We start from the raw sequence: 26694 nt of genomic DNA on the forward strand, positions 1-26694 counted from the left end.
GAGTTAACAGAACTTAATCAGAAATTATTCCAGCTCGGCAGCAAGATTCAGCAAGCGCTCTCGCAGCTGAGTGAAAATTGGGTCATCGGGGTCCAGCACACCAAATTGGCGGCCGAGAAACAGACCGCGCGTTGCCAAAATCAGCAGGAGCGCCAGCTCTGGGTCTCGACAGTGCTCAGACAGGGTCGCGCGAATCTTTGCTTCTTTGGCCTTGATGGGCTCCAGTAGAGCGGGATCTTCCGCCACCGCGGCAATCAAAGCGCGAGGGAGCTGTTTTTCGTCCTGCATTAACGCAAACGCAGAATAAATGCGGGATGCGAGAACGCTGTTTTCGTGGTTCGCGGCGTACTCAGCAGCCAGAGCCTCTTCACTAGCGATCGCGGATTCGAGCATCGCCTGCAGCAGGGATTGCTTGCTCCGGAAATGGTGCAGCAAGCCGCCTTTACTCAAGCCACACCGCGCTGCCACCGCATCGAGGGTCAAGCGGCGCGCCCCCTTCTCGCGCAGCACCTCTTCTGCTGCACGGATAATGTCTTCTTTGTCGACCTTCGACATGTGACTCTCCAGAGAACCTTAGTCATAACCGACCAACTGGACGGTATGTTAACAGCCCGCGGGACCGCGTCAAGAAGTAACTTTCAATGGACAGTATTCAGCACTCGAAACCACCCACCTGCCCGCCGACGGACGAGACAGCAAGTCCCAGGGGCTTTAGAATCTGCCGCAGCCCATCATCAATAGCGAATGATGGGCTCCGCAACACCACAACCTGTAATACAACTATGTCAGACGTAAAATGCCCCTGCGGCTCCGGATTGCCCCTTAAAAGATGTTGCGGTCCGTTTCTCGACGGTACAGCCTACCCTGATAGCGCCGAAACCCTGATGCGCAGCCGGTTCACCGCCTTTACTCGCGGCAACTTGCCCTATCTGCGCAAGACCTGGGACCCAAACACCTGCCCCGAATTAACCCCCGATGACCTGCAAACCCAGTGGACACGTCTAGAGGTTCTTAGGAGTACGCAGGCAGCGGATAAAGCAATTGTGGAGTTCCGAGCTTGGTACCGAGACAACGGCACGGAACAGGCAATGCATGAGATCTCCTTATTCAAACTGCATAAAAAGCGCTGGGTTTACGTCGCCCCATTGCAGGGTTGACCGCACAAGCAATCCCAAGCGGAATATAAGCGGCATGCATCCTGAAATCCTTTTCGAAGACACCCAGCTCATCGCGGCCTACAAGCCAGAAGGATGGCTTGTGCACAGATCAAACATAGATCCCCGCGAGGAGCGAATCCTATTGCAGCACTTGCGCGACCGCACTGGCAAACACCTCTACCCTATCCACCGGCTGGACAAACCCACCTCTGGGGTTATCGTATTCGCAAAGAGCGGAGAAATCGCCGCAAAAATACAAGTGCAGATGGAAAGTGAGGAATCCTTAAAAAAATATGTCGCCGTCTGCCGCGGCTACTGCCCGGAGGAAGGTGTGATCGACCACCCCTTACCACCAGTCGCTGACTTCAAGCATCAGCGCAAGCGCCGCAGAGCCGAACTGCCGCGGCAGCCTGCTATCACAAAGTTCCGCAGACTAGAGACCGTCGAACTGCCCTACGCCGTGGATCGCTACCCAAGCAGCCGCTACTCCCTGGTAGAGATAACTCTGGTCACAGGGCGAAGACATCAGATACGCCGTCACTTCAAACACATTCACCACCCGTTGATCGGCTGCCCCAAATACGGTAAGTCAGTCCACAACCGCTTCTTTGCTGAACATTACAACTGCAAACGGTTACTACTACATGCATTGCAGTTACGCCTCAGCCACCCACTAACCGGCGAGCCTCTCAATTTGCTGGCACCGCCGCGCGGGCAATTTCACTCTCTGATCCAGGCTTTTGGCTGGCAGCTGCCGCAATAAACACTCCCGGAACAACTAACTATACTGCTATTCGGCACAGGCCGATTTCTTCCACGCGACTTCTTCCACGCATAGAACCATGAACGATCCGTTTAACCTAGAGCGATTTGTCTCAGCCCAAGAAAAAAATTACAACTCGGCATTAAAAGAGCTAACGGAGGGAAAAAAGCGTTCCCACTGGATGTGGTATGTATTTCCGCAAATTGTCGGCCTGGGTCACAGCGCCATGGCTCAGCACTATGCGCTCAAAAGTCTGGATGAAGCGCGGGCTTACCTTGATCACCCGCTACTGGGGCCCAGACTCAAAGAATGCTGCACACAGCTGCTGCAACAAGAACGCACAGCCCAGCAAATTTTTGGCAGCCCGGATGATTTGAAACTCAGGTCTTCCATGACCCTGTTTTCCATCGCAGAAGGTGGGAAGGGGCTGTTCAGCCAGGTTCTGGACAAATTCTATAAAGGCCAGCCGGATTACCGCACACTGGAAATTTTGCGCAAACCCCAGTGAGATGGCAGACAGCGTGCGTATCGTGACCGCAAGCCCACTACATTGGGAGCGTTGCGCTATACCCACCACAAAAACAAAAAGCCCTTGTAATCTGAGAATTACAAGGGCTTTCTGCGTACTGAGTATATGGTCGGAGCGGCCGGATTTGAACCGACGACCACCACACCCCCAGTGTGGTGCGCTACCAGGCTGCGCTACGCTCCGATTGAGCAAATCGCACACTAAACAACATAAGTGCTTGATTTATAAGGGGCACCGCATTGCGATGAGGCGCAAATCATACATGAGTGACAGGGGAATGCAAGCCTGGATTTACGCCTTTTTTGAGTTGCAATAGCCGGCCTAGGTCTCCAGCAAGCTGAGAACACTTTCAAGCTCGGCGATAACTTGTGGAATCACCTGCTGTAACTGGACAGTCTCCGCCTTCTGGCTACCATTCTCCATCTGCAGGCGGGCGCCGCCGATGGTGTACCCCTCTTCGTACAGCAACGCTCGAATCTGGCGGATCAGAATGACGTCCTGATGTTGATAGTAACGGCGATTGCCGCGGCGTTTTACCGGATTCAGTTGGGGAAATTCCTGTTCCCAATAGCGCAGAACATGTGGCTTGACCGCGCACAGCTCACTGACTTCACCAATGGTGAAATAGCGCTTGCCGGGGATGACGGGCAATTCGCTATTGTTGCTCGCTTCCAGCATCTTCTTCTACTCGTGCCTTGAGTTTTTGTCCCGGTTTGAAGGTGACTACCCGGCGTGCGGAAATGGGGATTTCCTCGCCGGTCTTGGGGTTGCGGCCAGGGCGCGGGCTCTTGTCGCGCAGGTCAAAGTTACCGAAACCGGACAGCTTGACCTGCTCGCTGTTTTCCAGCGCGTTGCGGATCTCCTCGAAAAAGTACTCGACGATCTCTTTGGCTTCGCGCTTATTAAAGCCCAGCTCTTCGTACAGCTTTTCAGCGAGCCCGGCCTTGGTCAGTGCCTCTGTCATTGGTTCCTACCAACAGATTCAGAGGCGTCGACTCCAGATCGGAAGCGGCCCAAACCGCGGCGGCTTTCAACCCGGAAGCAGACGCTCTCGGGATGCCTACCGCCCGCACCCCGGAGCTATTCGCCGGTATCAGCGCAGGCTGGCGTTGTATTTTTGTTTTAATGTTCCGACCACCGCATCTACCGCGGTATTGATTTCTTCGTCATTAAGGGTGCGCGACGGATGCTGAAACGTCAACCCCAAGGCGACACTTTTTCTATTGAAATCAATACCTTTGCCCTGATAAACATCAAAAATCTTGAGGTCCGTCAAGGTTTCACCCGCAGCCTCAAGGGCACTCTGCACCAGGTTGGCGGCGGGCACATCTGCATCGATCAGAAGGGCCAGATCGCGGCGTACTTCGGGGAACCTGGACAGTGGCCGGAAACTGGGAAGCACCGCCTCTCCCAGGGCCTCCAGGTTCAACTCAAACACCAATGCAGACCTGGGCAGATCCAGTTTTTTCTGCAGCTGTGGGTGCAATGCCCCAACTACACCGACTTCACGATCACCCCGATAGATTCGGGCGCACTGTCCCGGGTGCAGAGCGGGATGTTGGCCAGCAGCGAAGCGGAACTCCTTCTCAGCTGACTCTCCTATAGCATAGTGAGCCAGTAATGCCTCCACATCCCCCTTGATATCGTAGAAATCGACGTCATCCTTGCTGCCGGTCCAGTTCTCGGCAAAACGGGCGCCGTAAGCCAGCCCCGCCAGCATCGGCTCCTGACGCAGCTCACTTCCCGGCACAAAGCGCAAACCCGATTCAAACAGGCGCACGCGGTTCTGCTGACGGTTGAGATTGTACTGTAGTGCCTTGCACAGACCTGGGATCAGGGAAGTGCGCATTACCGCCAGATCAGCACTGATGGGGTTCTGCAGGGCCACCGGCTGTGTATCCGGATCAAAGAGCTCGGCTATCTCACGATCGATAAAACTGAAGGTAACCGCCTCGGAATATCCGCGGGCCAACAGTGTCTGCTCCAGGATGTCCCGGGAAAGCGCTCTCTCCGGCCGAGGTTCAATATCCAGAGCCGCAGTGAGACTGATACTCGGAATACGGTTGTAGCCATAGACCCGCGCCAGTTCCTCGAGCAGGTCTGCCTCTATCGCGATATCGAAGCGGAAGCTCGGAGCGAGGAAGGTCCAGCTTTCGGCATTTTCATCGATTTTCTCCAGGCCCAGACGCGTCAGGATATCCACTATTTCGTCGTCAGCCAGGGTCACGCCAAGACGCTGGGACACACTTCGTCTGCGCAGAGTAATATGCCGTTCAGTGGGCATCGCTTCACTCAGTTCGCGCAGGTGTACCGGGCCAGGCTCCCCGCCGACAATTTCCAGTAACAGCTGAGTGGCGCGTTCAACGGCCCTCTCCTGCAACCGGTAATCAACCCCTCTCTCGAAACGGTGCGAGGAATCAGTGTGCAGGCCATAGGAGCGCGCTTTACCTGCAACGGCCAGGGGGTTGAAGAAAGCACTTTCCAGGAAAATATCCCGAGTGCCCTCTGTTACCGACGACTCCAACCCTCCCATAACGCCCGCAATAGCCAGCGGCTTATCCTCATCGGCGATCAGCAGGGTGCCCTCTTCCAGCTTCACTTCCTGGCCATCGAGCAGGGTCAATTCCTCCCCCTTCTCCGCCATACGCACCTTGATTCCACCGGACAGCTTGCTCAGATCGAAGGCGTGCATCGGCTGCCCCAACTCCAGCAAGACATAGTTGGTCACATCCACCACCGGATCAATAGAACGCAATCCGCTGCGCCGCAGCCGCTCCTGCATCCACAGGGGTGTAGGGGCAGTAATATCGATATTGCGGATCACTCGGCCGACGTAACGTGGACAGGCGTCACCAGCGAGCAGGGAAACCGGCACACTGTCGTCAATCTGTGCGGCAACCGGAGCAATTTCCGGCCCCTTTACCGGGCAGCGGTTGAGAACACCCACTTCGCGGGCAATGCCGGCTATGCCGAGGCAGTCTGAGCGATTGGGGGTCAGGTCTACTTCGATAGCAACGTCGTCCAGCTGCAAGTATTCCCGCAGGTCTTTGCCTGTAGGAGCATCTTCCGGCAACTCCCAGATGCCATCCCCGTCTTCGCCCAACTCCAATTCCGTTTGCGCACAGAGCATGCCAAAACTCTCAACACCGCGCAGTTTGGCCTTTTTGATTTTGAAGTCTCCCGGCAACTTGGCTCCTACCAACGCAAAGGGGACCTTGATACCGGCACGGGCATTGGGGGCGCCACAGACCACCTGCATCTCGCCGTCCGGATGACCGGCAACGGTACATACGCGCAGTTTGTCCGCGTCAGGGTGCCTTTCACAAGCAACGATTTCTCCCACCACAACACCGGTGAATTCACCCGCGACGGCCTCAACACTGTCCACCTCGAGGCCGGCCATGGTGATTTGATCGGCCAATTCTTGTGGGGTCAGCTGCGGATCTACCCATTCCCGCAGCCAGGAATTGCTGAATTTCATAGTGCTGTCTCTTTTTGAATTCTGTTTTGCGCTGTCTGCCTTTCTCTATGGAGCGAGCCACTACCTAGAGGCAGGCCCCGATGCCCCAGTCAAAACTGCTTGAGAAAGCGCAGGTCGTTGTCAAAAAACAGTCGCAAGTCGTTGACCCCGTAGCGCAACATTGCGAGGCGCTCAACGCCCAACCCGAAAGCAAAGCCCGAATAACGCTCACTGTCGATATCACATGCGGCAAAGACGTTGGGGTGCACCATGCCGCAACCGAGGATTTCCAGCCAGCCCGTACCGGAACAGACACGGCAACCTTCACCACCGCAAGCGGTGCATTGAATATCCGCCTCCGCCGACGGCTCAGTAAATGGAAAATAGGAGGGGCGGAAGCGCACCGGTACATCGGCTTCAAAAAACGCGCGCAGGAATTGGTCGATACACCCCTTCAGGTGCGCGAAGCTGATGTTCTCGCCTACGACCAAGCCCTCAACCTGATGAAACATCGGCGAGTGAGTGACGTCGGAATCACAGCGATAAACCCGGCCCGGACAGATAATACGCAGCGGCGGCTCTTTCTTTTCCATGGTCCGTATCTGCACGGAAGAGGTGTGCGTTCTCAGGACCGTCGTCGGATCTATATAGAAGGTGTCATGCATTGCCCGCGCCGGATGGTGTGCGGGAATATTGAGCGCCTCAAAGTTGTAATAGTCCTGCTCAATCTCCGGCCCCCTTTCCACGGAAAAGCCGATTCGCACAAAAAACTCCTCGACGCGGCGCAGAGTGCGAGTAATCGGGTGCATTTTTCCCTGCACCTCTCCACGGCCCGGCAGAGTGACATCAATGGTTTCCTCCGCCAGCTTGGCGTTAATAGCCTCTTCCTCAAGCTGCTTCCTGCGCGCGTTGATCTTTTCCTGAACCTGCTGCTTTGCTTCGTTAATCCTGGCACCGGCAGCAGGGCGCTCTTCCGCCGACAGCTTGCCAAGACCTTTTAGCAGCGCGGTGAGCTGACCCTTCTTCCCCAGGTAATCCACGCGCACCTGATCCAGTGCCGCCAGGCCTTCGGCCTTCTCCACCTGCTCCAGCGCCTGTTCGGTAAGGGACTGCAAATCTTGCATCGAACTGTTCCCGTTCAAAATTAACTCTGGTTGTTTATGCATCGCTCTACCGGCGTTCAGTGCACCGGCGGGCTGCTCCACCCATACCACGTAAAAGTAGCGGAATCTTTATAAAAAAATAGGGAAGGGCCACCACAGCCCTTCCCTATTTTTAATACCCAGTCTTGCAACTGGAGCGACAACTTACGCTGCCAGGGCTGCCTTGGCTTTTTCAACTACGGCAGCAAAAGCGGCTTTGTCGTATACCGCCAGATCAGCCAATACCCGGCGATCCAGTGCGATACCCGCCTTTTTCAGACCGGCGATCAAGCGGCTGTAGGACAGGCCTTCCGCACGGGATTGTGCGTTGATACGAGTGATCCACAGTGCGCGGAAGTTACGCTTCTTAACGCGGCGGTCGCGGTAAGCGTATTGACCGGCTTTGATCACTGCCTGCTTGGCGACACGGAACACGCGTGAACGCGCACCGTAGTAACCTTTTGCCTGCTTCAGAATTTTCTTGTGACGACGACGCGCCTCTACACCACGTTTTACACGGGCCATAATGCTATCCTCTTAAATTCGTTGCGAGTGAGCCAATTACTTGGCGCGCAGCATGCGATCGACCAGAGCTGCATCAGACTTATTCATAGTCTGAGTGCCGCGCAGCTGACGCTTGCGCTTGGTGGTCATTTTGGTGAGGATGTGGCTCTTGTTGGCGTGCTTGTGCTTGTAGCCCGCAGCCGTCTTTTTGAAGCGCTTGGCAGCGCCGCTATGGGTTTTTGCTTTCGGCATTTTTTACTCCAAAAAATTAAAGGTTTACCTGCAAGCAGGCACCTACAACAAAAATAACCGCCGGGTAACGGCGGCATGTTACGGGAGTGAAGAGGCAGCCGTCGCCCAATCACTTCCCAAAGAGATTCCGCGGCTCAGCCGCGGCCTCACTTTTTCTTTTTGATAGGAGCAATCACCATGATCATCTGGCGGCCTTCCAGCTTTGGCCGCTGCTCCACAGTACCCAGCTCCGCCAGATCTCGCTCAATGCGCTGCATCATCTCCAGACCCAGCTCCTGGTGCGCCATCTCTCTTCCGCGGAATCGCAGAGAAACCTTGGCCTTGTCACCCGCCTCCAGGAAGCGGGTCAGATTGCGCAACTTGATCTGGTAGTCACCAATATCAGTGCCCGGGCGGAACTTCATCTCCTTGATTTGCTGCTGCTTTTGCTTCTTCTTGGCAGCAGCTTTGGCCTTCTTGGCCTCAAACACATGCTTACCGTAGTCCATGATTTTACAGACTATCGGCTTGGAGTCCGGCGCAATTTCAACGAGATCCAGATTGGCCTGCTGCGCAGCTTCAAGCGCCTCATTGAGGGAAACAATTCCCACTTGTTCGCCGTCGGCGCCAATGAGGCGGACTTCCGACGCCTCTATCTGATCATTGATGCGGGCCTTTTTGGACCGTCCCTTGCTGTCTCGTTTAATAGCTGTCGTCTCCTGTCAGTTTCACTTCTGAGAACCAATAGACACACGGCCGCGGCGATCCACGTCCTGCTTGAGGATCTCCAGGAATGACTCGAACGTCATAGTTCCCAGATCTTCCCCACTGCGTGTCCGCACGGCGACTGTTTGGTTCTCCACTTCCTTATCGCCGATCACAAGCAGATAAGGAACACGCTGCAGCGTGTGCTCGCGGATTTTAAAGCCGATCTTTTCGTTTCTCAAGTCGGCTGCGGCTCGGTATTGGAGGGCCCCGAGTTGCGCCTCCAGATCACAGCAATAGTCCGCCTGGCGGTCCGTGATATTCAGTATTGCCACCTGCTGGGGAGCCAGCCAAGTGGGGAAAGCGCCTTCGTAGTGCTCAATCAATATACCGATAAAGCGCTCAAAGGAGCCCAATGCAGCCCGGTGCAACATTACCGGCGTCTGCCGCGAACCATCTTCCGCCACATACTGAGCATCCAGACGACCGGGCATGGAAAAATCCACCTGTATGGTGCCACACTGCCAGACTCGTCCAAGGCAGTCCTTCAAAGAGAACTCTATCTTGGGACCATAGAAGGCGCCCTCACCCGGCAATTCCTCCCAGGGCAGGCCCGCAGCGTCCAGCGCATCAGCAAGCGCCTTCTCCGCTTTGTCCCAGCTCTCGTCGGAACCAACCCTCTGTTCCGGGCGGGTAGACAGGCGGTAAATAACTTCCTCGAATCCGAAGTCCTTATACACAGAATGCAGCAGGTCCATAAACGCGGACACTTCTGACTGGATCTGCTCTTCGGTGCAGAAGATATGGCCGTCATCTTGAACAAAACCACGCACCCGCATCAGACCGTGCAGCGAGCCGGACGGCTCGCTGCGGTGACAAGAACCGAACTCTGCCAGACGCAGAGGCAGGTCGCGGTAACTGCGCAACCCCTGATTGAACACCTGGACATGGCAGGGGCAGTTCATCGGCTTTATTGCGAACTGGCGCTCCTCACTGGTGAGGGAGAACATGTCGTCAGCAAATTTGTCCGCATGGCCGGACTTGCGCCACAGGGTAAAATCCACCAACTGCGGGGTCTTGATTTCCTTGTAGCCATATTCCCTCTGACGGCGACGCATGTACTGTTCAATAGTACTGTAGATGGTCCAGCCGTTCGGGTGCCAGAAAACCATACCGGGCGCCTCTTCCTGGATATGAAAGAGGTCGTATTTTTTCGCCAACTTGCGGTGGTCACGCTTCTCCGCCTCTTCAATACGGCGCAGATATGCTTTGAGATCCTTCTTGTTTGCCCAGGCTGTCCCATAGACACGGGTTAACATCTCATTGTTCGCATCCCCGCGCCAATACGCACCGGCAACTTTAGTTAACTTAAAGGCCTTGAGGCGACCAGTAGAGGGCACATGCGGGCCGCGGCACAGGTCTTCGAAATCGCCCTGGCGGTAGAGAGAGATATCCTCTTCACTTGGAATATCGGCAATAATCTTCGCCTTGTACTCCTCTCCCATACCGCGGAAGTATTCGACCGCTTCTTCACGCGGCATCAGCCGGCGGCTGACCGGAATGTCTTCCTTTGCCAGCTCCTCCATGCGCTTCTCGATCTTCTCCAAATCTTCCGGCGTGAACTGGCGCTCATAGGCAAAGTCGTAATAGAAGCCATCTTCTATCACTGGGCCAATGGTGACTTGGGCTGTCGGATACAGCTGCTTCACTGCCTGCGCCAGCAGGTGCGCTGTGGAGTGCCGGATAATTTCCAGGCCTTCCGGCTGCCGATCAGTGATAATGGCCAGTTCCACATCCCGGTCAATAACATAGCTGGTATCGACTTCCTTGCCATCCACCACACCGGCTAGTGCAGCTTTGGCCAAACCAGGACCAATATCGGCAGCAACTTGACTAACGGAAACAGGGTTAGGGTATTCGCGGCGGGCGCCGTCGGGGAGCGTAACAACAGGCATTGTACTTCCTTATCAGTGGCGATCCCTACCAAAGACCGCATGAACCAATTTGAATATTGCGGGGCTTCCACATCTGGCGGAAGCACTGCGAAGATGGTAGACCCGAGCGGACTTGAACCGCTGACCTCTGCCATGTCAAGGCAGCGCTCTAACCAACTGAGCTACGGGTCTGCAATAGCTTTTAAAAATTGCAGCGGGAGACCCTTGCTGCAAGGAGCGCGAACTTTAGCACCCAACCTTAAGGTTTTCAACAACTTAGTGAACACCAAAATCAAAAAAAACGCCGCGACCAGAATCGGCACCTCTTTCTTGTTAGGGAACCTCTGATTAATTCGCTTCCTGACGGTAAAAATTCTTTGGCCCTAGATGAGAAGCTCAGGTGATAGGATGGCCATTTCGAAACCGTCGGATACAGGGATGTATCCGTCGGAGCTACAGGGAAGTACTCGTGCGTTTTCGAAATGGCCATCCTATTGCCTGAGCGCCACGGAACTAACCCAAGCGTTCACGCGAATTAAGAGGTTCCTTAGGTGACCAAACCAATCAAGCCTCCCCACCCTCTTTGAGGCGGGCAATTTCGTCACGCAGCTTGGCGGCCGCTTCAAATTCGAGATTTTTGGCATGTTGATACATCTGCTCTTCCAGCGCCTCGATCCGCATCCAACGCTGCTTGTCAGACAGCGGCTGCCTGTCCACTTTGAACACACCCTTTTTCTCTGCCACCTTGCGTTTCGACTTGGGCACACCCGGCGCCACCGCACCCTCCATGATATCGACCACACTTTTGCGGATTCCCCGAGGAGAGATGCCGTGCTCCACATTGAACTGCAGCTGCTTGTCACGGCGACGCTGGGTTTCCTCCATAGCGCGCCGCATCGAGTCTGTAACCTTGTCCGCGTACAGGATAGCCCGCCCCTCGAGATTCCGCGCCGCGCGACCTATGGTCTGAATCAGCGAACGGTCTGAACGCAGGAAACCCTCCTTGTCGGCATCAAAAATAGCCACAAGGGCCACCTCGGGCATATCCAACCCTTCGCGAAGTAGGTTGATTCCCACCAGTACATCGAACTCACCGATACGCAGATCGCGGATTATCTCAACGCGCTCCACCGTATCGATGTCCGAGTGCAGGTAGCGCACCCGCACTCCGTTTTCGTCCAGATATTCGGTTAAATCCTCCGCCATCCGCTTGGTAAGCACAGTGATAAGCACTCGCTGATCGGCATCCACACAGCGGTGTATTTCCGACAGCACATCGTCCACCTGGGTCGAAGCGGGACGCACCTCTACCTCCGGGTCCACCAGGCCGGTGGGACGCACCACCTGCTCGACCACTTGCCCGGCATGCTCTTCTTCATAGGGCCCTGGAGTAGCGGAAACAAAAATAGTCTGCGGTGCCAGCCGCTCCCATTCCTCAAACTTCAGCGGGCGGTTATCCAATGCCGACGGCAGACGGAAGCCGTACTCCACCAGTGTTTCCTTGCGCGACCTATCCCCTCGGTACATGCCCCCGATTTGCGGCACTGTGACGTGACTCTCATCAATAAACAACAGAGCGTCATGGGGCAGATAGTCAAACAGAGTCGGAGGCGGCTGACCGGCGTCACGGCCGGAGAGGTAGCGGGAGTAGTTTTCCACCCCATTGCAATAACCCAATTCCTGCATCATTTCCAAATCGTATTTGGTGCGCTGCTCCAGACGCTGAGCCTCCAACAGCTTGCCGTTATCGCGCAACTGGGCAAGACGCTCGTGCAACTCCGCCTTTATCTGCTCCATGGCGTTGAGAATGGTTTCCCTCGGCGTTACATAGTGCGACTTGGGGAAAATAGTGATTCTGGGCACCTTTTTCAGGAGCTCGCCAGTAAGCGGATCAAACAGAGTGATCTCTTCAATTTCCTCGTCGAACAGAGACAGGCGCACCGCCTCCAAGTCCGAATCCGCCGGGTAAATATCAATAATGTCACCTCTCACACGGTAGGTGGCCCGGCGAAAATCCGCATCGTTACGCGTGTACTGCAGTTCTGCCAGTCGGCGCAGGATGGTGCGCTGATCCACAAGATCTCCCCGATCCAGGTGCAACACCATTTTCAAATACTTATCCGGATCCCCCAGGCCGTATATGGCCGAGACAGTCGCCACCACAATGACATCGCGGCGCTCAATCAAAGCCTTGGTCGCGGATAGGCGCATTTGCTCAATGTGTTCGTTGACCGAGGCATCCTTCTCAATGAAGGTGTCAGACGAGGGCACATAGGCTTCCGGCTGATAGTAGTCATAGTAAGAAACAAAGTACTCCACCGCGTTCTTGGGGAAGAACTCCTTGAACTCACCGTATAGCTGTGCCGCCAGCGTCTTGTTATGCGCCATTATGATGGCCGGACGCTGTAACCGCTCGATGACATTGGCCATAGTGAAAGTTTTACCAGAACCGGTCACCCCCAACAGGGTCTGGTGGCTGAAGCCATCCTCCACTCCCTCAACCAACTGCTCTATCGCGGCTGGCTGGTCGCCTGCCGGGCTGTACTTACATATCACCTGAAAAGGACGAGACTCCATAATCTCACTGCCGACTAGAGTTTAAAGGCAATCCGCGATTGTAGGTTGTCGCCATGGCCACCACAAATGCCCGCACAACGTCAGTAGAATTCGCTCAACCAACGATCCTGCGCCGCTTTTTTAGACAGCCGGAGGGCAGAAATTAAATTACTGGCAAATCAATAAGTTAAAGTGAAAAAAAAGGGTTGACCAACAGAGAAAGCGCCTATACTATACGCGCCATCTGAACGGCAACGGCCGCAAAGATATTCCGCCTTAGCTCAGTTGGTAGAGCAAGTGACTGTTAATCACTGGGTCGCTGGTTCGAGCCCAGCAGGCGGAGCCAAACAGAAAGGCCCCGGCGAAAGCCGAGGGCCTTTTTTATTGTATTGCGGCTGAAAAAGCAACCCAGTCTGTTGCCCACTCGCAGAAAATAAAAAGCCCCGCTGAGGTACAGGGGGCTTTCGCATCAGAATAAAAAGTGGAGGGAGACGCGCGGTTTAATCCGCTCGAGGCTCTATCGATGGCCTTCCCCTATATAAATAGGAATTAGGGGGCCTCTAATTAATTCATTTCCTGGTGGCAGAGGTTCTTCGGGGGCGGATGTGAAGCTCAGGCGATAGGACGGCCATTTCGAAGCAATCGGATACAAGGCGGTATCCGGCGGAGCTACAGGGAAGTACTCGTGCGTTTTCGAAATATCCGTCCTACTGCCTGAGCGCCCCGGAACCTACCATTGTGTTCACGCGAATTAATCAGAGGTTCCTTAGAGGTTTATCAGCGCCGCGCACCATCCGTCGGCAGCGGCAAGCGCTCTACCTGCCCCACCTTGGCCCGAGTCTGCCTCTCCCGCTTCTGCTCCCAAACCACATCCACCAAGTTTTGCTTGGGTGCGTAGTCTTTTACCGCTTCCCGCAGAATCCGGTGTACCTGCTCGCAGTCGTGCCGGCTACAAGCCTCCCGCAACTCCCCGACCAATATTTGCAAACGATCACTGGAAAGCCGCTCTTCCTCGGCACGCATAATCATAGGGTGGTCCGTGCCGGAGACATTGTCACCGAGCAGCAGCTCTTCGTAGAGTTTCTCACCCGGTCGCAGACCGGTAATTTGAATTTCAATATCACCGTCAGGATTTTCCTCATCCCGCACGGTGTGCCCCATAATCTGGATCAGGCGCTTGGCCAGATCGTAAATGCGTACCGGCTCGCCCATATCCAAAACAAAGACCTCGCCGTTACGCCCCATGCTTCCGGCTTGCAGCACCAACTGAGCGGCCTCGGGAATAGTCATAAAATAGCGGGTGACCTTGGGGTGGGTAACGGTGACCGGACCACCAGCGTTAATCTGATCTGTAAATAGCGGGATAACAGACCCGGAAGATCCTAACACATTGCCGAAACGCACCATGCACACACGAGTCTTTGCAAAGCGCCGACCAAAATCCTGGCAGACCAATTCGGCAAAACGCTTGGTCGCCCCCATTACATTGGTCGGGCGCACGGCCTTATCCGTGGAAATAAGCACGAACTGCTCCACCCCATAAGCCTCTGCAGCCTCGAGCACGGACAGAGTCCCAAGCACATTGTTATCGGCGCCTAGCACCACATTCTGTTCCACCAGTGGCACATGCTTGTATGCCGCCGCGTGATAAATAGTGTTGACAGAAAAGCTTTCAATAATTTCCGCCATTCGCGTGCGGTCGCGCACATCGCCAAGCAAAGCTGTCACTTTTAACGGCTGCCCTTCGTCCTGCTGCTGCTGTTCGAGCTCACGCTCAATTTGATAAAGGGCATATTCGGAGTTTTCCACCATCACCAGATGCGCGGGCCCCCAGTGTGCGATCTGCCGACACAGCTCCGAGCCAATGGAACCGCCGGCACCAGTGACCAGAACCACCTTGCCACTGATGGAGCCGGCGATCAGCTTCTTTTCCGGCTCCACCGGTGCACGGCCAAGGATGTTCTCGTAGATTTGCGAGACATCCGCCACCCGGCCAGCACCATCGACCAGCTCCTCAACCCCTGGTATTACTTTTACCACTAGGCCGCGCTCGCGCAGCCCACGGGTGATCTCCCGGCGACGGCGCTTAGGTACACCTGGCATCGCCAGGAGCACCTCAGCAATATCCCGTTCGGCAACGACTTCGAGGATATTGGCCGGATTGTAGACAAGTACACCATCTATCAAGGTGTTCTGCTTGGAAGCATTGTCGTCGAAAAAGGCCACCGGCTTGTAGATCTCACCGTGAATTAGTGCCTTGTACATTTGAAGGCCGGCAGTACCAGCGCCGTAAATAGCGACGCGGGTCTTGTGGATCTCCAGTGCCATCTGATAATAAATTCGTACTAGCCAGCGGGAACCGCCCACAGCAATAAGCGCAAAGCACCAATAAATCACCGGCACCGAACGCGGCACGCCAGCAAAGGTCAGGTAGGAGGCCACCGCCAGTACCACAGCAGAGGCTGTAACCCCCTGCAATACCGCCACAATGGCCTGCTGCCCCATATACCGAATAACGGTACGGTACAGCCCCAAGCGCAGAAAGATAAAACTGCTGGACCCCAGTGTAAGCACCAGACAGAGCAGCACTTCCACTTCAAATAGCGGGGACAACCCGTTGAGACGAATAGCCATAGCCACAAAAAAAGCGAGGCTCAACATCAACTGGTCGAACAGCAGCATCAAAAATGGCTTATGGTGTTTTTGCACCGCCCGCCAGATGCGTATCACTAGATCCCCCCAAAATTATTCCCAACCGCGGGGGACTCTCCCCCATCGCGGCTTTATCCCCACTACGCCATACCAAGCCAGACCAGCGAAAATGCAAGTATAGATGCGGCCAACATTAATCCCAGCTGCCAATAAAGGGTCTTTTTAACCCCTATTCGAAGGGCACTACGCTGATAAATATGTTCGCGATGGGGCTCCCACCAGCGTTTTCCCGAAATAATACGCCGCATCAAGGTGAGAGAGGCATCCAGCCAGAATGGAGCAAAGATTACAACTGGCACCAACAGGCCGAAAGCCCCCTTTTGCCAACCGAGCAGGCTGACGGCAACCGCGGCCAGACCAAGCGATGTAGAACCCGCATCCCCGAGAAAAATACGAGCCTCAGGCCAGTTGTAGCGCAAAAAAACCAATGCGGAGACCACCAGCAATGCGCAGACTCCCGCCAGCTCTTCCTGCCCCCGCCAAGCAGCCACCAGCCCCAGGGCGCCAAAACCGACCGCCGTCATGCTACCTGCAAGGCCGTCCATACCATCCATAAAATTGTACAGATTGACCATCCACACGCCGCCCAGCAACAACAGGGGATACCACCACCAGGAAAGGCTCCCCGACAGCGACAAAAGCACCAGGGCCACTGCCAGCAAATGCACGGCAAAACGTACTGGCACGGCGACATTACGCAGATCGTCGATTACAGACACAGCCAGAAGCAGAGCAAACCCAGACAGCAGCGGCATTGGCATGGATGCAGGGCTTATCGCCAACGCGACCGCACAACCTGCTATCAGCGCCCAGCCACCTGTACGCGGCACCGGCGTTTGGTGCATAGAACGGTGATTGGGCAGATCCAGAGCCAAATCACCCATACGAGACAACAATACAGCGGTCAGGCCGTAACTCACCGTCGCCCCCGCCAACACCGCGACAATCCACTCCACCATAAACACTGTCACGAAATACTCCGCAAAAAGTGGCAGTAACGCTCTTCCGCACGCCACCGCAGTGCTTTGCGCAACCGGGCAGCGCTATACAGCTCGCTCTCCTCAAGCTCAAGCAGGGTCCGCGCAATTGGCAGCCGACGCAATGGGCGCGCCGCCGCGAGCAATAGCCGCATCAGGCGAGAACTGGCTCGCACACGGGCACCGCGGATCGCGCTCACAATAGCTGCCAAGTCATAAAAAGTGGGCTCCGCGGCAATAAACACTTGCCGATTACAGTGCTGCGCCTCCGCCAGTAGGACAATAGCCTGAACCAGGTCTGAAAGGCTGATAAAACTGCGCCGGCCACTGGCGGGAAGTAGCGGCGCAATGTTTCCGACAAATCCCAAAAGTCCAAGCCAGCGCCCGGCCCTCCCTCGGGAACCTCTGCCCCCCGTATCAATACCGTAAACGGATGCGGAGCGGATCAGGTTGACACGGCAATTGCCAAGCTCAGCAAGCAGTAATCGCTCGCCGAGCCATTTACTATGGCCATACACATCGGTGGCCGGCACACCATCGTCTTCACCTGCTACTCGCCCCCTGGGCGGACGCTTCGCCTTGACACTGGAAATATAAGTAAAGGACTCCGCGCCAGCGCGCTCAGCACAGCGCAGCAACATTAAGGGGCAGTCGCTATTGAGCCAATAAGCCTGTCTCGGATGGCGTTCACACTCTGCGCGGCTTGCCAACCCGGCGGCATAAACAACACGATCCCCCGCTTGAAAAATATGTGAAAAGTCGCTGCCAGGTGACAGCTGTAGAGATAAATGCTTACAGCCTACAGGGCCATCAGGCGCACGTGATACAGATAAAACCCGCCAACCGCTTGAATTCAGGCGGCGGCACAATGCCCTTCCAATATAGCCTGTACCGCCAACCACAACCCAGCGCGCCATTTTCTATTTTCCCCAACAAATCCTTATAATGCGAATTTCTCACCTGTACAGAAAAAAGCCCTAAGGTGCCGTACTGGCCCTACCTCACTCCCACTGCAACTTATCGGCAACTGCCAACCCGAAATAAGAAAGCAAGGCAATGAAGGGCTTATGATTCACAATCAAAACTCATAGCTCCACAGCCGCCCCACTGTTTTCGATTATTTTCGGCCGGGAAAAACGATTACCTCAAAGCCGCGACACTTTATCAGATTTGAGCGCTAATTTGTTCCTCAGTTGATTACACGGTGTTACACAAAAAAGAGTTCCCTATTTTTTTTCACCGAGCTCAGCCAGGATATTCCGCAAGGCCATCATGGGATCTGCCGCAGCGGTAATCGGTCTACCAATGACCAGATAATCCGCCCCCCAGGCTAACGCTTGAGCTGGTGTCACAATACGCCGCTGATCATCAGCGGCAGCTCCGGCTGGACGGATCCCCGGTGTAACCAGCGCAAATCCATCTCCGCATTGCCGCTTCAGTGCTTGTGCCTCGCGCGCGGAGCAGACGACACCATCCAAGCCACTGCTTTTTGCCAGATCGGCCAGGGCTAATACCTGCTCTTCCAGTGGTCGGGTAACACCAACCGCAGACAGCTCTTCCGGTGCTGTGCTCGTCAACACGGTTACACCGATCAACAGTGGCTTGCTGTCACCGAATGACTGCAGAGCGTCCACAGCGGCACTCATCATTCGCGCGCCACCACTGGCGTGGACGTTGACCATCCAAACACCCAGTTCAGCCGCGGCCCTGACTGCCGCAGCGACAGTATTGGGGATATCGTGAAACTTGAGATCGAGAAAAACCTGGAAGCCGCGCTTCACTATATCTCGCACAAGTCCAGGGCCAGCGGAGGTAAAAAGTTCCTTCCCCACTTTTACACGGCACAGGGCGGGATCCAACTGATCCACCATACCCAGCGCAGCTGCAGCCGTGTCATAGTCCAGCGCGACGATGACGGGAGAAGAAACGTGACTAAACGAATTTCGGGATTGCAAAACAGTACCTCTCAGAGATGCGCAATACGCACGCTGTTTATCATCAAATTCAATGGCGCAATGTACCGCTCACTCGCCTTCCACCCCTTTTACTGACCGTACAGAGTCCCAGTGCTTACAGCTGGGACATAGCCAGTGGAGTTGATTACCGGAGAAACCGCAATTGCTACAGCGGTACTGAGGGCGACTGGCGATCAACTGATCGATCAGTGTTTTCAATAGGGACAGATTCTCCCGCGCGCGTCCCTGGGTACTGTCAATATGCAAATCGAGGAAATAACCCAGGCCACGCAGTGACGGGCGCAGCGCCAACTGCTTGCCCATAAAGGCGGCTGCGGCCGCCTCACTCTGCTGATGTTGAATACGCTCTGTTAGGGCGATGAGCACACTGTTGGACGGATGCTCGCGCAACAGGGATTCCAGGTAGCGATCCAACCCTTTTTCATCCCCCACCTGCTCGTAACAGGCAATCAACAACTTGAGAATCTCGGGAATATAATCCGGATTCTGCTTGGGGATCCTCTGAAGCACCTTTATCGCCTCGCGAGGCCGGTTGAGCAAATGCTCCAAATTGCCCCAAAGCAAATTGGCCCGCACTGAATTGCGATCATAACCAAGTGCCGCATCAATATGCCGGCGCGCGCTCAGATAGTCCTTACTGTTGATTGCCTCCTGCGCGAGCTCACAGCAGAAATGTGCTTGAACAGGCGCCCACTCCGGCGAGAGACGTTTGAAACGGCGGCCGTGTAGTAAATTTACCGCGTGAATTGCCTTGGCCCACTCCCGCTCGTCGCGATATACCTCCACTAAGTGTTCAAGGCTGGTATTACGCAACTCTGGGGACGTCTCCACCAGCTCCTGGAGCAAACGTTCAGCCCGATCCAGCCAACCAGCAGCAATGTAGTCCCGCGCCAATTCCAGCTGTGCCTTTTGCTGACTCTGGCGGGCCAAACTGGGCCGGGCGAGAAGGTTCTGATGCACACGAATGGCCTGATCGTACTCACCGCGTTTGCGCAGCAAATTGCCGAGAGCCAAATGGGTGTCGAAGGTGGCGCTGCTGACTTCGAGCGAGTCAATAAACTTATCAATAGCGTCGTCGTGACGCTCGCTCAACAGGTAGTTGAGGCCCTGGGCATAGGAATGCGCCAATGCCCGCTGTTGTTGACTGCGCTCCGCATTCTTCCTGGTGCTGGACCGCCCGAGCCACCAGCCTATGGCAACGGCGGCGAGCAGAAAAAAGAAAAACGTGAGATCGGCCATTCAGTCTCCGGACACTTGGCGTCGCACCGTGTGCAGTTCCCGCTCCAGTCGCTGCAACTGCCGTTCCAATCCGCGCGCCCGTCGCCGCTCGGCATAAAAAGGCAACAGGCTGGCCACGAAGCCCAGCAGAAGGCCAATCAGCAGAAAGCCGATCAACCAGAAGCCAACACCCCCTTCAGGCAGGGCGAAGCCCGCAAGCCTGGGAGCGATGACATCCGGGTTGTCCGCCGCGAAATAAACTCCGGCAACAATACACAGGAGGGCCAACAGCCCATAGATGAGACGCATCAGCCAGCGCAGAAAAGACAAGGGAACCTCCGCGTTCCGCAGGGAGTGGTTAAAGCGACAATCGCACGACTGGCCCAATCATACTTCGGTCTCGGTTTCGCCGTGCATACTCCGGTTGACTCTGTCGCGTAACTCTTTCCCCGGTTTGAAATGAGGCACATACTTACCCGCGAGAGCCACTGCATCCCCGGTCTTGGGGTTGCGGCCGGTTCTCGGCGCGCGATAGTGCAGGGAAAAGCTGCCAAAGCCGCGGATTTCAATCCGCTCCCCCCGAGCCAGTACATCTGACATGGTATCCAGCATTACCTTGACCGCCAGCTCGACATCCTTGACCGGCAGCTGATCTAACCGCAACGCAATCCTTTCGATCAGTTCAGATTTGGTCATGTGCCCCACAACCTTTTGTAAGTGCTTGATTATTCTAGCTTAAGGCGGCAATCATCTAATAGAAAGCCGGACTGGGCAACCCCGGTCCGGCTTTCATATTACCCAGAGCTATTAGCCAAGGGCACACAACAAATGAGCGCTATTACTCTTTGTTGTTCATCTGCGCTTTGATCAGGTCACCGATAGTCGCGGGCTGAACCTGCTCAGCCTGCTTCTTACTGTGATCCTTGATCGCCTGCTTCTCTTCATCCTGATCCTTGGCTTTGATAGACAGGCTGATCACACGGTTTTTGCGATCCACGCTGGTGATTTTGGCTTCGACTTCGTCGCCTTCTTTCAACACATTGCGTGCATCTTCCACTTTATCGCGGCTGATTTCGGAAGCGCGCAGCACGCCTTCCACTTCATCTGCCAGGGAGATAACCGCCTGCTTGGCGTCAACTTCCTTCACGGTGCCCTTGACGACACTGCCGCGATCGTTGGCAGCCACATAGTCTGAGAAGGGATCAGACTCCAGCTGCTTGATGCCCAGAGAGATGCGCTCGCGTTCGGCGTCGATACCCAGGATAACGGTCTCGATTTCGTCGCCTTTCTTGAACTTGCGCACCGCTTCTTCACCGGCCTCGTTCCAGGAGATATCGGACAGATGCACCAGACCATCGATGCTGCCGTCCAAGCCGATAAAGATGCCGAAGTCAGTAATTGACTTGATCTTGCCAGAGATACGATCGCCCTTGGCATATTTGCGCGCGAAGGCATCCCAAGGATTCTCCTGGCACTGTTTGATACCCAGAGAAATACGGCGGCGCTCCTCGTCGATATCCAGAATCATCACCTCGATCTCGTCGCCAACCTGGACGACTTTGGACGGGTGGATGTTCTTGTTGGTCCAGTCCATTTCGGAAACGTGTACCAGACCTTCGACACCCTCTTCCAGCTCGGCAAAGCAGCCATAGTCGGTGAGGTTGGTTACAGTCGCCTTCACGCGGCTGTTTTCCGGATAGCGCTGCTTGATGGATACCCAAGGATCCTCGCCCAGCTGTTTCAGGCCCAGGGAGACACGCTGGCGCTCGCGGTCGAACTTCAGCACCTTAACTTCGATTTCATCGCCAACATTGACGATCTCGCTCGGATGCTTGATACGCTTCCAGGCCATATCGGTGATGTGCAGCAGGCCATCGATACCACCCAGGTCGACGAAGGCACCGTAGTCGGTCAGGTTCTTCACCACACCTTTCACGGTCATGCCTTCCTGCAGGCTGGCCAGCAGGGCTTCGCGCTCTTCGGAAGTCGCAGCTTCCATCACGGCGCGGCGGGACACCACCACATTGTTGCGCTTGGCATCCAGCTTGATGACTTTAAATTCGAGCTCTTTGCCTTCCAGGTGCGAGGTATCGCGAACCGGACGCACATCGACCAGAGAGCCCGGCAGAAACGCGCGGATACTGGCCACATCGACAGTAAAGCCACCTTTGACCTTGCCGCTGATAACACCCTTGACCACTTCGTCCGCGGCATGGGCCGCATCGAGGATCTTCCAGGCTTCAGCGCGCTTGGCTTTCTCACGGGACAGACGGGTTTCACCGAAACCGTCTTCCACCGCTTCCAGGGCAACCTGTACTTCGTCGCCCACTTGCAGGTCCACTTCGCCCTTCTCGTTCGCGAATTGGGAAGCGGGGATAACGCCTTCGGACTTCAGGCCTGCGTGTACGGTCACCCAGTCTTTGTCCACGTCGATTACCACACCGGTCACAATGGCGCCGGGGGCCATCTCTACGCTTTTCAGGCTCTCTTCAAAAAGTTCAGCAAAGCTCTCGCTCATTACATTACCTATATAAATGGGCCCAGCCGTTGGTAACTCTCTAGTCTAGTCAACCGCCAGCCACTGCCCCACCGCGCTGCCAGCACGCGGGTCGGATTACAACAACGGCCGGGCGATTCTGGCTGAACCCGGCCGCTGTCTTTCAAAACAAATTGTCGATCTGCCGGTACTCAAGCGCCCGGAAGGCGGATCCGCTCAAGCACCAGCTGCAATACCTTTTCCAGGACTCCGTCGATTGTCACCCCGGTACTGTCCAGCTCCACCGCGTCTTCGGCGGCAACCAGGGGCGAAGCGGCGCGGTTCATATCGCGGGCGTCGCGGGCGCGGATGTCCTCCAGCAGGTCGCGGAGGCTAACAGAAACCCCCTTCTCCCGCAACTGCTCGTAGCGCCGCCGGGCGCGCTCTTCCGCGCTGGCAGTCAGGAAAACCTTGACCGGTGCGTCGGGAAACACAGTGGTGCCCATATCGCGCCCGTCTGCCACAAGGCCCGGCGGCTTCAGAAAATCCCGCTGACGCTGCAGCAAAGCTGCCCGGACGCCGGGCATGGCGGCCACCTTAGAGGCCGCCATACTGACCCGTTCCATACGGATATCCCGACTCACATCCCGCCCTTCCAACAGTACCGCGACCTCACCATCGCGCGGCTCGAAACGGATATCCAGACCTGAGGCGACCTTTGTCAGCGCAGCCTCGTCGGCCAAATCAATATCGCGACTCAGCGCCGCTAGCGCGGTGAGCCGATAGAGCGCACCGGAGTCCAACAGTGAGAATTTCAACTTTTCCGCCAGCAGCTTGGCAATGGTCCCCTTACCCGAGCCGCTGGGCCCGTCGATAGTAATAACAGGTGGTTGATTATCGGCTTCACTCATCAAGATTTAGTTCCCTGAGGCCCGCATTCCAGACCCCGACATCATTTAAACAACCTGCAGCCGAAGGCCCGTCTTTCCAGCCAACTCGGCAAAATTCGGAAAGGACGTCGCCACATTGGCGCAATGGAGAATGCGGATTGTATCGCTGGCGCGCAGGGATGCCACAGCGAAAGACATGGCGATCCGGTGATCGCCGAGACTGTCGACGGTACCACCACCGAACACGGCCCCCTCGCCTGCACCGCGAATCACAATGCCATCCGCTGTCGGCTCCGCGCCGATGCCGAGAATCCGCAGACCGTCCGCCATAGCCTGAATACGGTCACTTTCCTTAACCCGCAGCTCTTCAGCCCCGGTAAGCACCGTCTCTCCCTCCGCACAGGCAGCGGCGATAAATAGCGCCGGAAACTCATCGATCGCCAGAGGAACCTGCTCCTCCGGGATACGGATACCTTTTAATGGCGCATAGCGTACGCGGATATCCGCCACCGGTTCTCCACCCACCTCGCGGGGATTTAGCAACTCAATATCCGCACCCATCAGGCGCAATATGTGAATTGCACCATCCCGTGTTGGATTGATGCCCACATGCTCCAGCAGCACATCGGAGCCGGGCGAAACGGCCGCAGCGACCATAAAGAAAGTGGCGGAGGAAATATCCGCAGGCACATCGATTTTGGTGCCTGTGAGTCCGCCACCCCCGCGAAGGGTGGCCCGGGCACCATCTCGCTGCACTTGATAACCAAAGCCAGCGAGCATTCGCTCTGTGTGGTCGCGGGTCGGCGCCGGCTCGACAGTGCTGGTTTCACCTTCGGCATAGAGCCCGGCGAGCAATACACAGGACTTCACCTGAGCGCTGGCCATAGGAAGGCGGTAGTCGATCCCGCGTAATTTGCGCCCACCTTTAATCAACAACGGCGGCCGCCCTTCCGGGCCTGTCTCGATCTCCGCCCCCATTTGACGCAAGGGCTCGGCCACGCGGTTCATGGGACGCTTGGACAGGGATTCATCCCCCGTCAGCGTCACATCAAAATCCTGACCGGCGAGCAGGCCGGCAAGCAGTCGCATGGAAGTTCCGGAGTTGCCCAGATACAGCGGTCCCGGAGGCGCCTTCAATCCGCGCGGCCCCACACCGTGAATCACCACGCGGCCGTCCACCGGCCCCTCGATCACCACCCCCATGTCGCGGAACGCCTGCAACGTCGCCAAAGCGTCCTCCCCCTCCAGAAAACCCTCCACTTCGGTAATGCCATCCGCCAGAGAGCCGAGCATAATGGAGCGGTGGGACATGGATTTATCGCCGGGCACTCTCAGCTTGCCGCTGACCTTTCCCCCCGGCTGCGCGATATAAGTAACTTCCTGTGCTTGCATATTTTCTGTGTACGCTCTTCTGGCCAACATTTTTGTAAAGTGGTCCCGCGCCGCCTTGGCCCGGGTAAAAATCCCCATCAGATGCTCGCCGTCTCCAGCGGCAATGGCCCCGCGCAACGAAGCGAGATTCGTGCTGTAAAGATCGATTGCCCTCAAGATCGCTTCGCGGTTTGCCAACATAATATCCCGCCACATCACCGGATCACTGGAAGCGATACGCGTGAAATCGCGAAAGCCGCCCGCGGCATAGCGGAATATATTTTCGTTCTCGGCATCGTGCGCCAGGGTATCCACCAGGCCGTAGGCAATTACATGAGGTAAGTGGCTGGTGGCAGCGAGCACCTCGTCATGCTCCCGCACCGGCATACTCAACACCTCCGCCCCCGTCGCCTGCCACATTTCTACAATGCGCCTCAGGTGCTCCGATCCGGTATTCTCCAGCGGAGTCAGGATAATGCGGTGGGCGGCATAGAGGTCGTCGCGCGCAGCGCTGACCCCGCTCTTCTCAGAACCGGCAATCGGGTGACCGGGCACCAGAAATTCCGGCACCCCACCCCAGACTTTTTCCGCCGCAGCGACAACGTTGCCTTTGACACTGGCGCCATCGGTAACGGTAACACCAGCCGGCAGCCCCTCACGGAGCGCCACAAATACTTGCTCAACTGCCAGGGTAGGCACCGCGATAAACACCACGTCACCCGGTTCAAGCTGCGGCAGAATCGCGCCGAGATCCGTCACTGCCCGATCGACGACCCCCAGCTCCAGCGCTTGCTCACAGGTGCGCTGACGCCGCGCAACGCCGATTACCTCGCGACAGGCGCCGGCGGCCTTCAAAGCCAGGGCCAGACTGCCGCCAATCAGGCCGATACCAACCACCAGCAGACGGCCAATCTTCACCGTTCCCATCACAAAACACCGCGGGGATAAGAACCGAGTACTTTCATGTCCGAAGCGCAGGCACCCACTTCTTTCAAAGCCTCTGAGATCTCGGGCTTGTCGCGGTGACCTTTGAAATCGATAAAAAATACATAGGTCCAATTGCCGGACTGGGACGGGCGCGTCTCCACCCGCGTGAGGTCGATATTGTGGCGGCGGAAAGGTTCCAACAGATCATGCAGTGCGCCAGGCTCATTGCGCATGGATACCATCAGGGAAGTTTTATCGTCACCACTGGCGGGCACCACCTGGGTGCCGATAATCAAAAAGCGGGTGGAATTATCCGGGCGATCCTCGATTTTTTCCGCCAACACCTTGAGGCCGTACAGCTCAGCCGCCATATCGCCGGCGATGGCCGCCGCATTCCACTCCCCTTTCACCCGCTTTGCCGCCTCGGCATTGCTGGCCACCGCCACCCGCTCAACATTCGGGTAGTGAGAATCGAGCCACTTGCGGCACTGGGCCAGACTCTGGGCGTGGGAATAAATGCGGGTAATCGCATCCGGTCGAGTAATATCCGAAATCATCAGGTGGTGGTGGATACGCAGCTCCACCTCACCGCAAATCTTCAGATTGGAATTCATAAAATTATCGAGTGTGTGATTGATCACCCCCTCGGTCGAATTCTCTACCGGTACGACACCATAACTAACCGCTCCAGCCTCTACCTCTCGAAACACTTCGTCGATCGCAGCCAAGGGACGGCATTGTGCCGAGTGCCCAAAGTGTTTCAGCGCTGCCTGCTGGGTAAAAGTACCCTCCGGTCCCAGATAGGCGATTTTCACCGGCTCTTCCAGAGCCAGGCAGGCGGACATGATTTCACGGAACAACCGCGCCATTTCCTCGTCGGTCAGCGGCCCCTCATTGCGCTCCATCGCCCGGCGCAACACCTGCGCCTCCCGCTCCGGACGGTAATAGAGAACATCCTCGCCGGAAGCTTTTTTTACTTCCGCCACTTCCAGCGCACACTTTGCGCGCTCACTGATCAGACGGCCAATGTCGCCGTCAATCTCATCAATGCGATTGCGCAACTCCAGCAGGCGCCGGTCGCTGCTCACAATTTCTTCTGTCATCCGTTTTGCCTACATATTTCCTGAGTAATTGCAGAGCGCGCTGAGGAACCAGCACATAGCACA

General features: G+C 56.0%; 24 protein-coding genes and 3 tRNA genes. 4 read left to right on the top strand and 23 right to left on the bottom strand.

Going from position 1 to position 26694, the window contains the following annotated elements; genetic code table 11:
* Positions 1–24: 24 nt before the first annotated feature.
* The gene (locus BM155_RS13685) at positions 25–555 is read right to left on the bottom strand and encodes a TetR/AcrR family transcriptional regulator (RefSeq protein ID WP_074903729.1); all 531 of its coding nucleotides are present in this window, start codon (positions 553–555) and stop codon (positions 25–27) included.
* A gap of 227 nt (positions 556–782) precedes the next feature.
* On the opposite strand from BM155_RS13685, the gene BM155_RS13690 reads away from it, so the two are divergent.
* From BM155_RS13690 to BM155_RS13700, 3 genes are all read left to right on the top strand, one after another.
* The gene (locus tag BM155_RS13690; RefSeq protein ID WP_067152898.1) at positions 783–1157 is read left to right on the top strand and encodes a YchJ family protein; all 375 of its coding nucleotides are present in this window, start codon (positions 783–785) and stop codon (positions 1155–1157) included.
* 34 nt (positions 1158–1191) lie between these two features.
* Positions 1192–1920 carry a pseudouridine synthase gene (locus BM155_RS13695; RefSeq protein ID WP_074903730.1) on the top strand — a complete coding sequence of 243 codons (729 nt, stop codon included), beginning with the start codon at positions 1192–1194 and terminating at the stop codon, positions 1918–1920.
* 79 nt (positions 1921–1999) lie between these two features.
* Positions 2000–2428, top strand: coding sequence for a DUF1810 domain-containing protein (locus BM155_RS13700; RefSeq protein ID WP_074903732.1), 429 nt, complete (start codon positions 2000–2002; stop codon positions 2426–2428).
* Positions 2429–2555: 127 nt separating this feature from the next.
* Here BM155_RS13700 and BM155_RS13705 read toward each other — a convergent pair.
* From BM155_RS13705 to uvrB, 11 genes are all read right to left on the bottom strand, one after another.
* Positions 2556–2632: transfer RNA gene (locus BM155_RS13705), tRNA-Pro, on the bottom strand.
* A gap of 138 nt (positions 2633–2770) precedes the next feature.
* A complete protein-coding gene (locus tag BM155_RS13710; RefSeq protein ID WP_067152892.1) occupies positions 2771–3127 on the bottom strand; it encodes a MerR family transcriptional regulator in 357 nt (118 codons plus the stop codon).
* Positions 3105–3413: an integration host factor subunit alpha gene (ihfA, locus tag BM155_RS13715; protein ID WP_067152890.1), complete on the bottom strand. Its 309-nt coding sequence runs from the start codon at positions 3411–3413 to the stop codon at positions 3105–3107. The genes BM155_RS13710 and ihfA overlap by 23 nt, the downstream gene beginning before the upstream one ends.
* A 129-nt stretch (positions 3414–3542) precedes the next feature.
* The gene (gene pheT / locus BM155_RS13720; protein ID WP_074903734.1) at positions 3543–5930 is read right to left on the bottom strand and encodes a phenylalanine--tRNA ligase subunit beta; all 2388 of its coding nucleotides are present in this window, start codon (positions 5928–5930) and stop codon (positions 3543–3545) included.
* An 89-nt stretch (positions 5931–6019) separates the two neighbouring features.
* Positions 6020–7033: a phenylalanine--tRNA ligase subunit alpha gene (pheS, locus tag BM155_RS13725; RefSeq protein WP_067152887.1), complete on the bottom strand. Its 1014-nt coding sequence runs from the start codon at positions 7031–7033 to the stop codon at positions 6020–6022.
* A 183-nt stretch (positions 7034–7216) separates the two neighbouring features.
* Positions 7217–7576 carry a 50S ribosomal protein L20 gene (gene rplT, locus BM155_RS13730; protein ID WP_067152885.1) on the bottom strand — a complete coding sequence of 120 codons (360 nt, stop codon included), beginning with the start codon at positions 7574–7576 and terminating at the stop codon, positions 7217–7219.
* Positions 7577–7612: 36 nt separating this feature from the next.
* The gene (gene rpmI, locus BM155_RS13735) at positions 7613–7807 is read right to left on the bottom strand and encodes a 50S ribosomal protein L35 (RefSeq protein ID WP_067152883.1); all 195 of its coding nucleotides are present in this window, start codon (positions 7805–7807) and stop codon (positions 7613–7615) included.
* 146 nt (positions 7808–7953) lie between these two features.
* Positions 7954–8493: a translation initiation factor IF-3 gene (infC, locus tag BM155_RS13740; protein WP_074903736.1), complete on the bottom strand. Its 540-nt coding sequence runs from the start codon at positions 8491–8493 to the stop codon at positions 7954–7956.
* 21 nt (positions 8494–8514) lie between these two features.
* Entirely contained in the window at positions 8515–10446 is a 1932-nt protein-coding gene (gene thrS, locus BM155_RS13745; protein ID WP_074903738.1) for a threonine--tRNA ligase, read from the bottom strand.
* Between the two features lie 94 nt (positions 10447–10540).
* Positions 10541–10617 (bottom strand) — tRNA-Val (locus BM155_RS13750).
* A 372-nt stretch (positions 10618–10989) separates the two neighbouring features.
* On the bottom strand, positions 10990–13002 hold the full coding sequence (gene uvrB / locus BM155_RS13755; RefSeq protein WP_074903740.1) for an excinuclease ABC subunit UvrB: 2013 nt from the start codon (positions 13000–13002) through the stop codon (positions 10990–10992).
* A 249-nt stretch (positions 13003–13251) separates the two neighbouring features.
* Here uvrB and BM155_RS13760 point away from each other — a divergent pair.
* Positions 13252–13327, top strand: a tRNA-Asn gene (locus BM155_RS13760).
* A 431-nt stretch (positions 13328–13758) separates the two neighbouring features.
* Here BM155_RS13760 and BM155_RS13765 read toward each other — a convergent pair.
* The 11 genes from BM155_RS13765 to pheA form a co-directional block, all read right to left on the bottom strand.
* Positions 13759–15711 (bottom strand): polysaccharide biosynthesis protein, encoded by a 1953-nt coding sequence (locus BM155_RS13765; RefSeq protein WP_139223274.1) that lies wholly within the window; start codon positions 15709–15711, stop codon positions 13759–13761.
* 62 nt (positions 15712–15773) lie between these two features.
* Positions 15774–16664, bottom strand: coding sequence for an MraY family glycosyltransferase (locus BM155_RS13770; RefSeq protein WP_067152876.1), 891 nt, complete (start codon positions 16662–16664; stop codon positions 15774–15776).
* Positions 16661–17587, bottom strand: a complete 927-nt coding sequence (locus tag BM155_RS13775) for an NAD-dependent epimerase/dehydratase family protein (protein WP_074903742.1) — start codon at positions 17585–17587, stop codon at positions 16661–16663. The genes BM155_RS13770 and BM155_RS13775 overlap by 4 nt, the downstream gene beginning before the upstream one ends.
* 309 nt (positions 17588–17896) lie before the next feature.
* Positions 17897–18625: an orotidine-5'-phosphate decarboxylase gene (pyrF, locus tag BM155_RS13780; RefSeq protein ID WP_067152872.1), complete on the bottom strand. Its 729-nt coding sequence runs from the start codon at positions 18623–18625 to the stop codon at positions 17897–17899.
* Positions 18626–18694: 69 nt separating this feature from the next.
* On the bottom strand, positions 18695–19885 hold the full coding sequence (lapB, locus tag BM155_RS13785; RefSeq protein WP_067152870.1) for a lipopolysaccharide assembly protein LapB: 1191 nt from the start codon (positions 19883–19885) through the stop codon (positions 18695–18697).
* A complete protein-coding gene (locus BM155_RS13790; RefSeq protein ID WP_231902487.1) occupies positions 19886–20194 on the bottom strand; it encodes a lipopolysaccharide assembly protein LapA domain-containing protein in 309 nt (102 codons plus the stop codon).
* A 57-nt stretch (positions 20195–20251) separates the two neighbouring features.
* Positions 20252–20560: an integration host factor subunit beta gene (ihfB, locus tag BM155_RS13795; protein WP_067152868.1), complete on the bottom strand. Its 309-nt coding sequence runs from the start codon at positions 20558–20560 to the stop codon at positions 20252–20254.
* Between the two features lie 142 nt (positions 20561–20702).
* Positions 20703–22382: a 30S ribosomal protein S1 gene (rpsA, locus tag BM155_RS13800; RefSeq protein ID WP_067152867.1), complete on the bottom strand. Its 1680-nt coding sequence runs from the start codon at positions 22380–22382 to the stop codon at positions 20703–20705.
* Between the two features lie 170 nt (positions 22383–22552).
* Positions 22553–23251, bottom strand: coding sequence for a (d)CMP kinase (cmk, locus tag BM155_RS13805; protein WP_067152864.1), 699 nt, complete (start codon positions 23249–23251; stop codon positions 22553–22555).
* A gap of 45 nt (positions 23252–23296) precedes the next feature.
* Positions 23297–25528: a bifunctional prephenate dehydrogenase/3-phosphoshikimate 1-carboxyvinyltransferase gene (locus BM155_RS13810; protein WP_074903747.1), complete on the bottom strand. Its 2232-nt coding sequence runs from the start codon at positions 25526–25528 to the stop codon at positions 23297–23299.
* Entirely contained in the window at positions 25528–26631 is a 1104-nt protein-coding gene (gene pheA / locus BM155_RS13815) for a prephenate dehydratase (RefSeq protein ID WP_067152860.1), read from the bottom strand. Before pheA ends, BM155_RS13810 begins: the two co-directional genes overlap by 1 nt.
* Between the last annotated feature and the right edge of the window lie 63 nt (positions 26632–26694).

Source organism: Microbulbifer thermotolerans (genome assembly GCF_900112305.1).
Lineage (GTDB): Bacteria > Pseudomonadota > Gammaproteobacteria > Pseudomonadales > Cellvibrionaceae > Microbulbifer > Microbulbifer thermotolerans.

Excerpts from the sequence above, each read along its gene's own strand:
- pheS (WP_067152887.1), bottom strand. The coding sequence starts at position 7,033 with ATGCAAGATTTGCAGTCCCTTACCGAACAGGCGCTGGAGCAGGTGGAG.
- BM155_RS13710 (WP_067152892.1), bottom strand. The coding sequence starts at position 3,127 with ATGCTGGAAGCGAGCAACAATAGCGAATTGCCCGTCATCCCCGGCAAG.
- ihfA (WP_067152890.1), bottom strand. The coding sequence starts at position 3,413 with ATGACAGAGGCACTGACCAAGGCCGGGCTCGCTGAAAAGCTGTACGAA.
- rpsA (WP_067152867.1), bottom strand. The coding sequence starts at position 22,382 with ATGAGCGAGAGCTTTGCTGAACTTTTTGAAGAGAGCCTGAAAAGCGTA.
- BM155_RS13700 (WP_074903732.1), top strand. The coding sequence starts at position 2,000 with ATGAACGATCCGTTTAACCTAGAGCGATTTGTCTCAGCCCAAGAAAAA.
- BM155_RS13810 (WP_074903747.1), bottom strand. The coding sequence starts at position 25,528 with ATGGGAACGGTGAAGATTGGCCGTCTGCTGGTGGTTGGTATCGGCCTG.
- BM155_RS13690 (WP_067152898.1), top strand. The coding sequence starts at position 783 with ATGTCAGACGTAAAATGCCCCTGCGGCTCCGGATTGCCCCTTAAAAGA.
- pheA (WP_067152860.1), bottom strand. The coding sequence starts at position 26,631 with ATGACAGAAGAAATTGTGAGCAGCGACCGGCGCCTGCTGGAGTTGCGC.
- thrS (WP_074903738.1), bottom strand. The coding sequence starts at position 10,446 with ATGCCTGTTGTTACGCTCCCCGACGGCGCCCGCCGCGAATACCCTAAC.
- ihfB (WP_067152868.1), bottom strand. The coding sequence starts at position 20,560 with ATGACCAAATCTGAACTGATCGAAAGGATTGCGTTGCGGTTAGATCAG.
- cmk (WP_067152864.1), bottom strand. The coding sequence starts at position 23,251 with ATGAGTGAAGCCGATAATCAACCACCTGTTATTACTATCGACGGGCCC.
- BM155_RS13685 (WP_074903729.1), bottom strand. The coding sequence starts at position 555 with ATGTCGAAGGTCGACAAAGAAGACATTATCCGTGCAGCAGAAGAGGTG.
- uvrB (WP_074903740.1), bottom strand. The coding sequence starts at position 13,002 with ATGGAGTCTCGTCCTTTTCAGGTGATATGTAAGTACAGCCCGGCAGGC.
- lapB (WP_067152870.1), bottom strand. The coding sequence starts at position 19,885 with ATGGCCGATCTCACGTTTTTCTTTTTTCTGCTCGCCGCCGTTGCCATA.
- rplT (WP_067152885.1), bottom strand. The coding sequence starts at position 7,576 with ATGGCCCGTGTAAAACGTGGTGTAGAGGCGCGTCGTCGTCACAAGAAA.
- BM155_RS13695 (WP_074903730.1), top strand. The coding sequence starts at position 1,192 with ATGCATCCTGAAATCCTTTTCGAAGACACCCAGCTCATCGCGGCCTAC.
- rpmI (WP_067152883.1), bottom strand. The coding sequence starts at position 7,807 with ATGCCGAAAGCAAAAACCCATAGCGGCGCTGCCAAGCGCTTCAAAAAG.
- pheT (WP_074903734.1), bottom strand. The coding sequence starts at position 5,930 with ATGAAATTCAGCAATTCCTGGCTGCGGGAATGGGTAGATCCGCAGCTG.
- BM155_RS13775 (WP_074903742.1), bottom strand. The coding sequence starts at position 17,587 with ATGGCGCGCTGGGTTGTGGTTGGCGGTACAGGCTATATTGGAAGGGCA.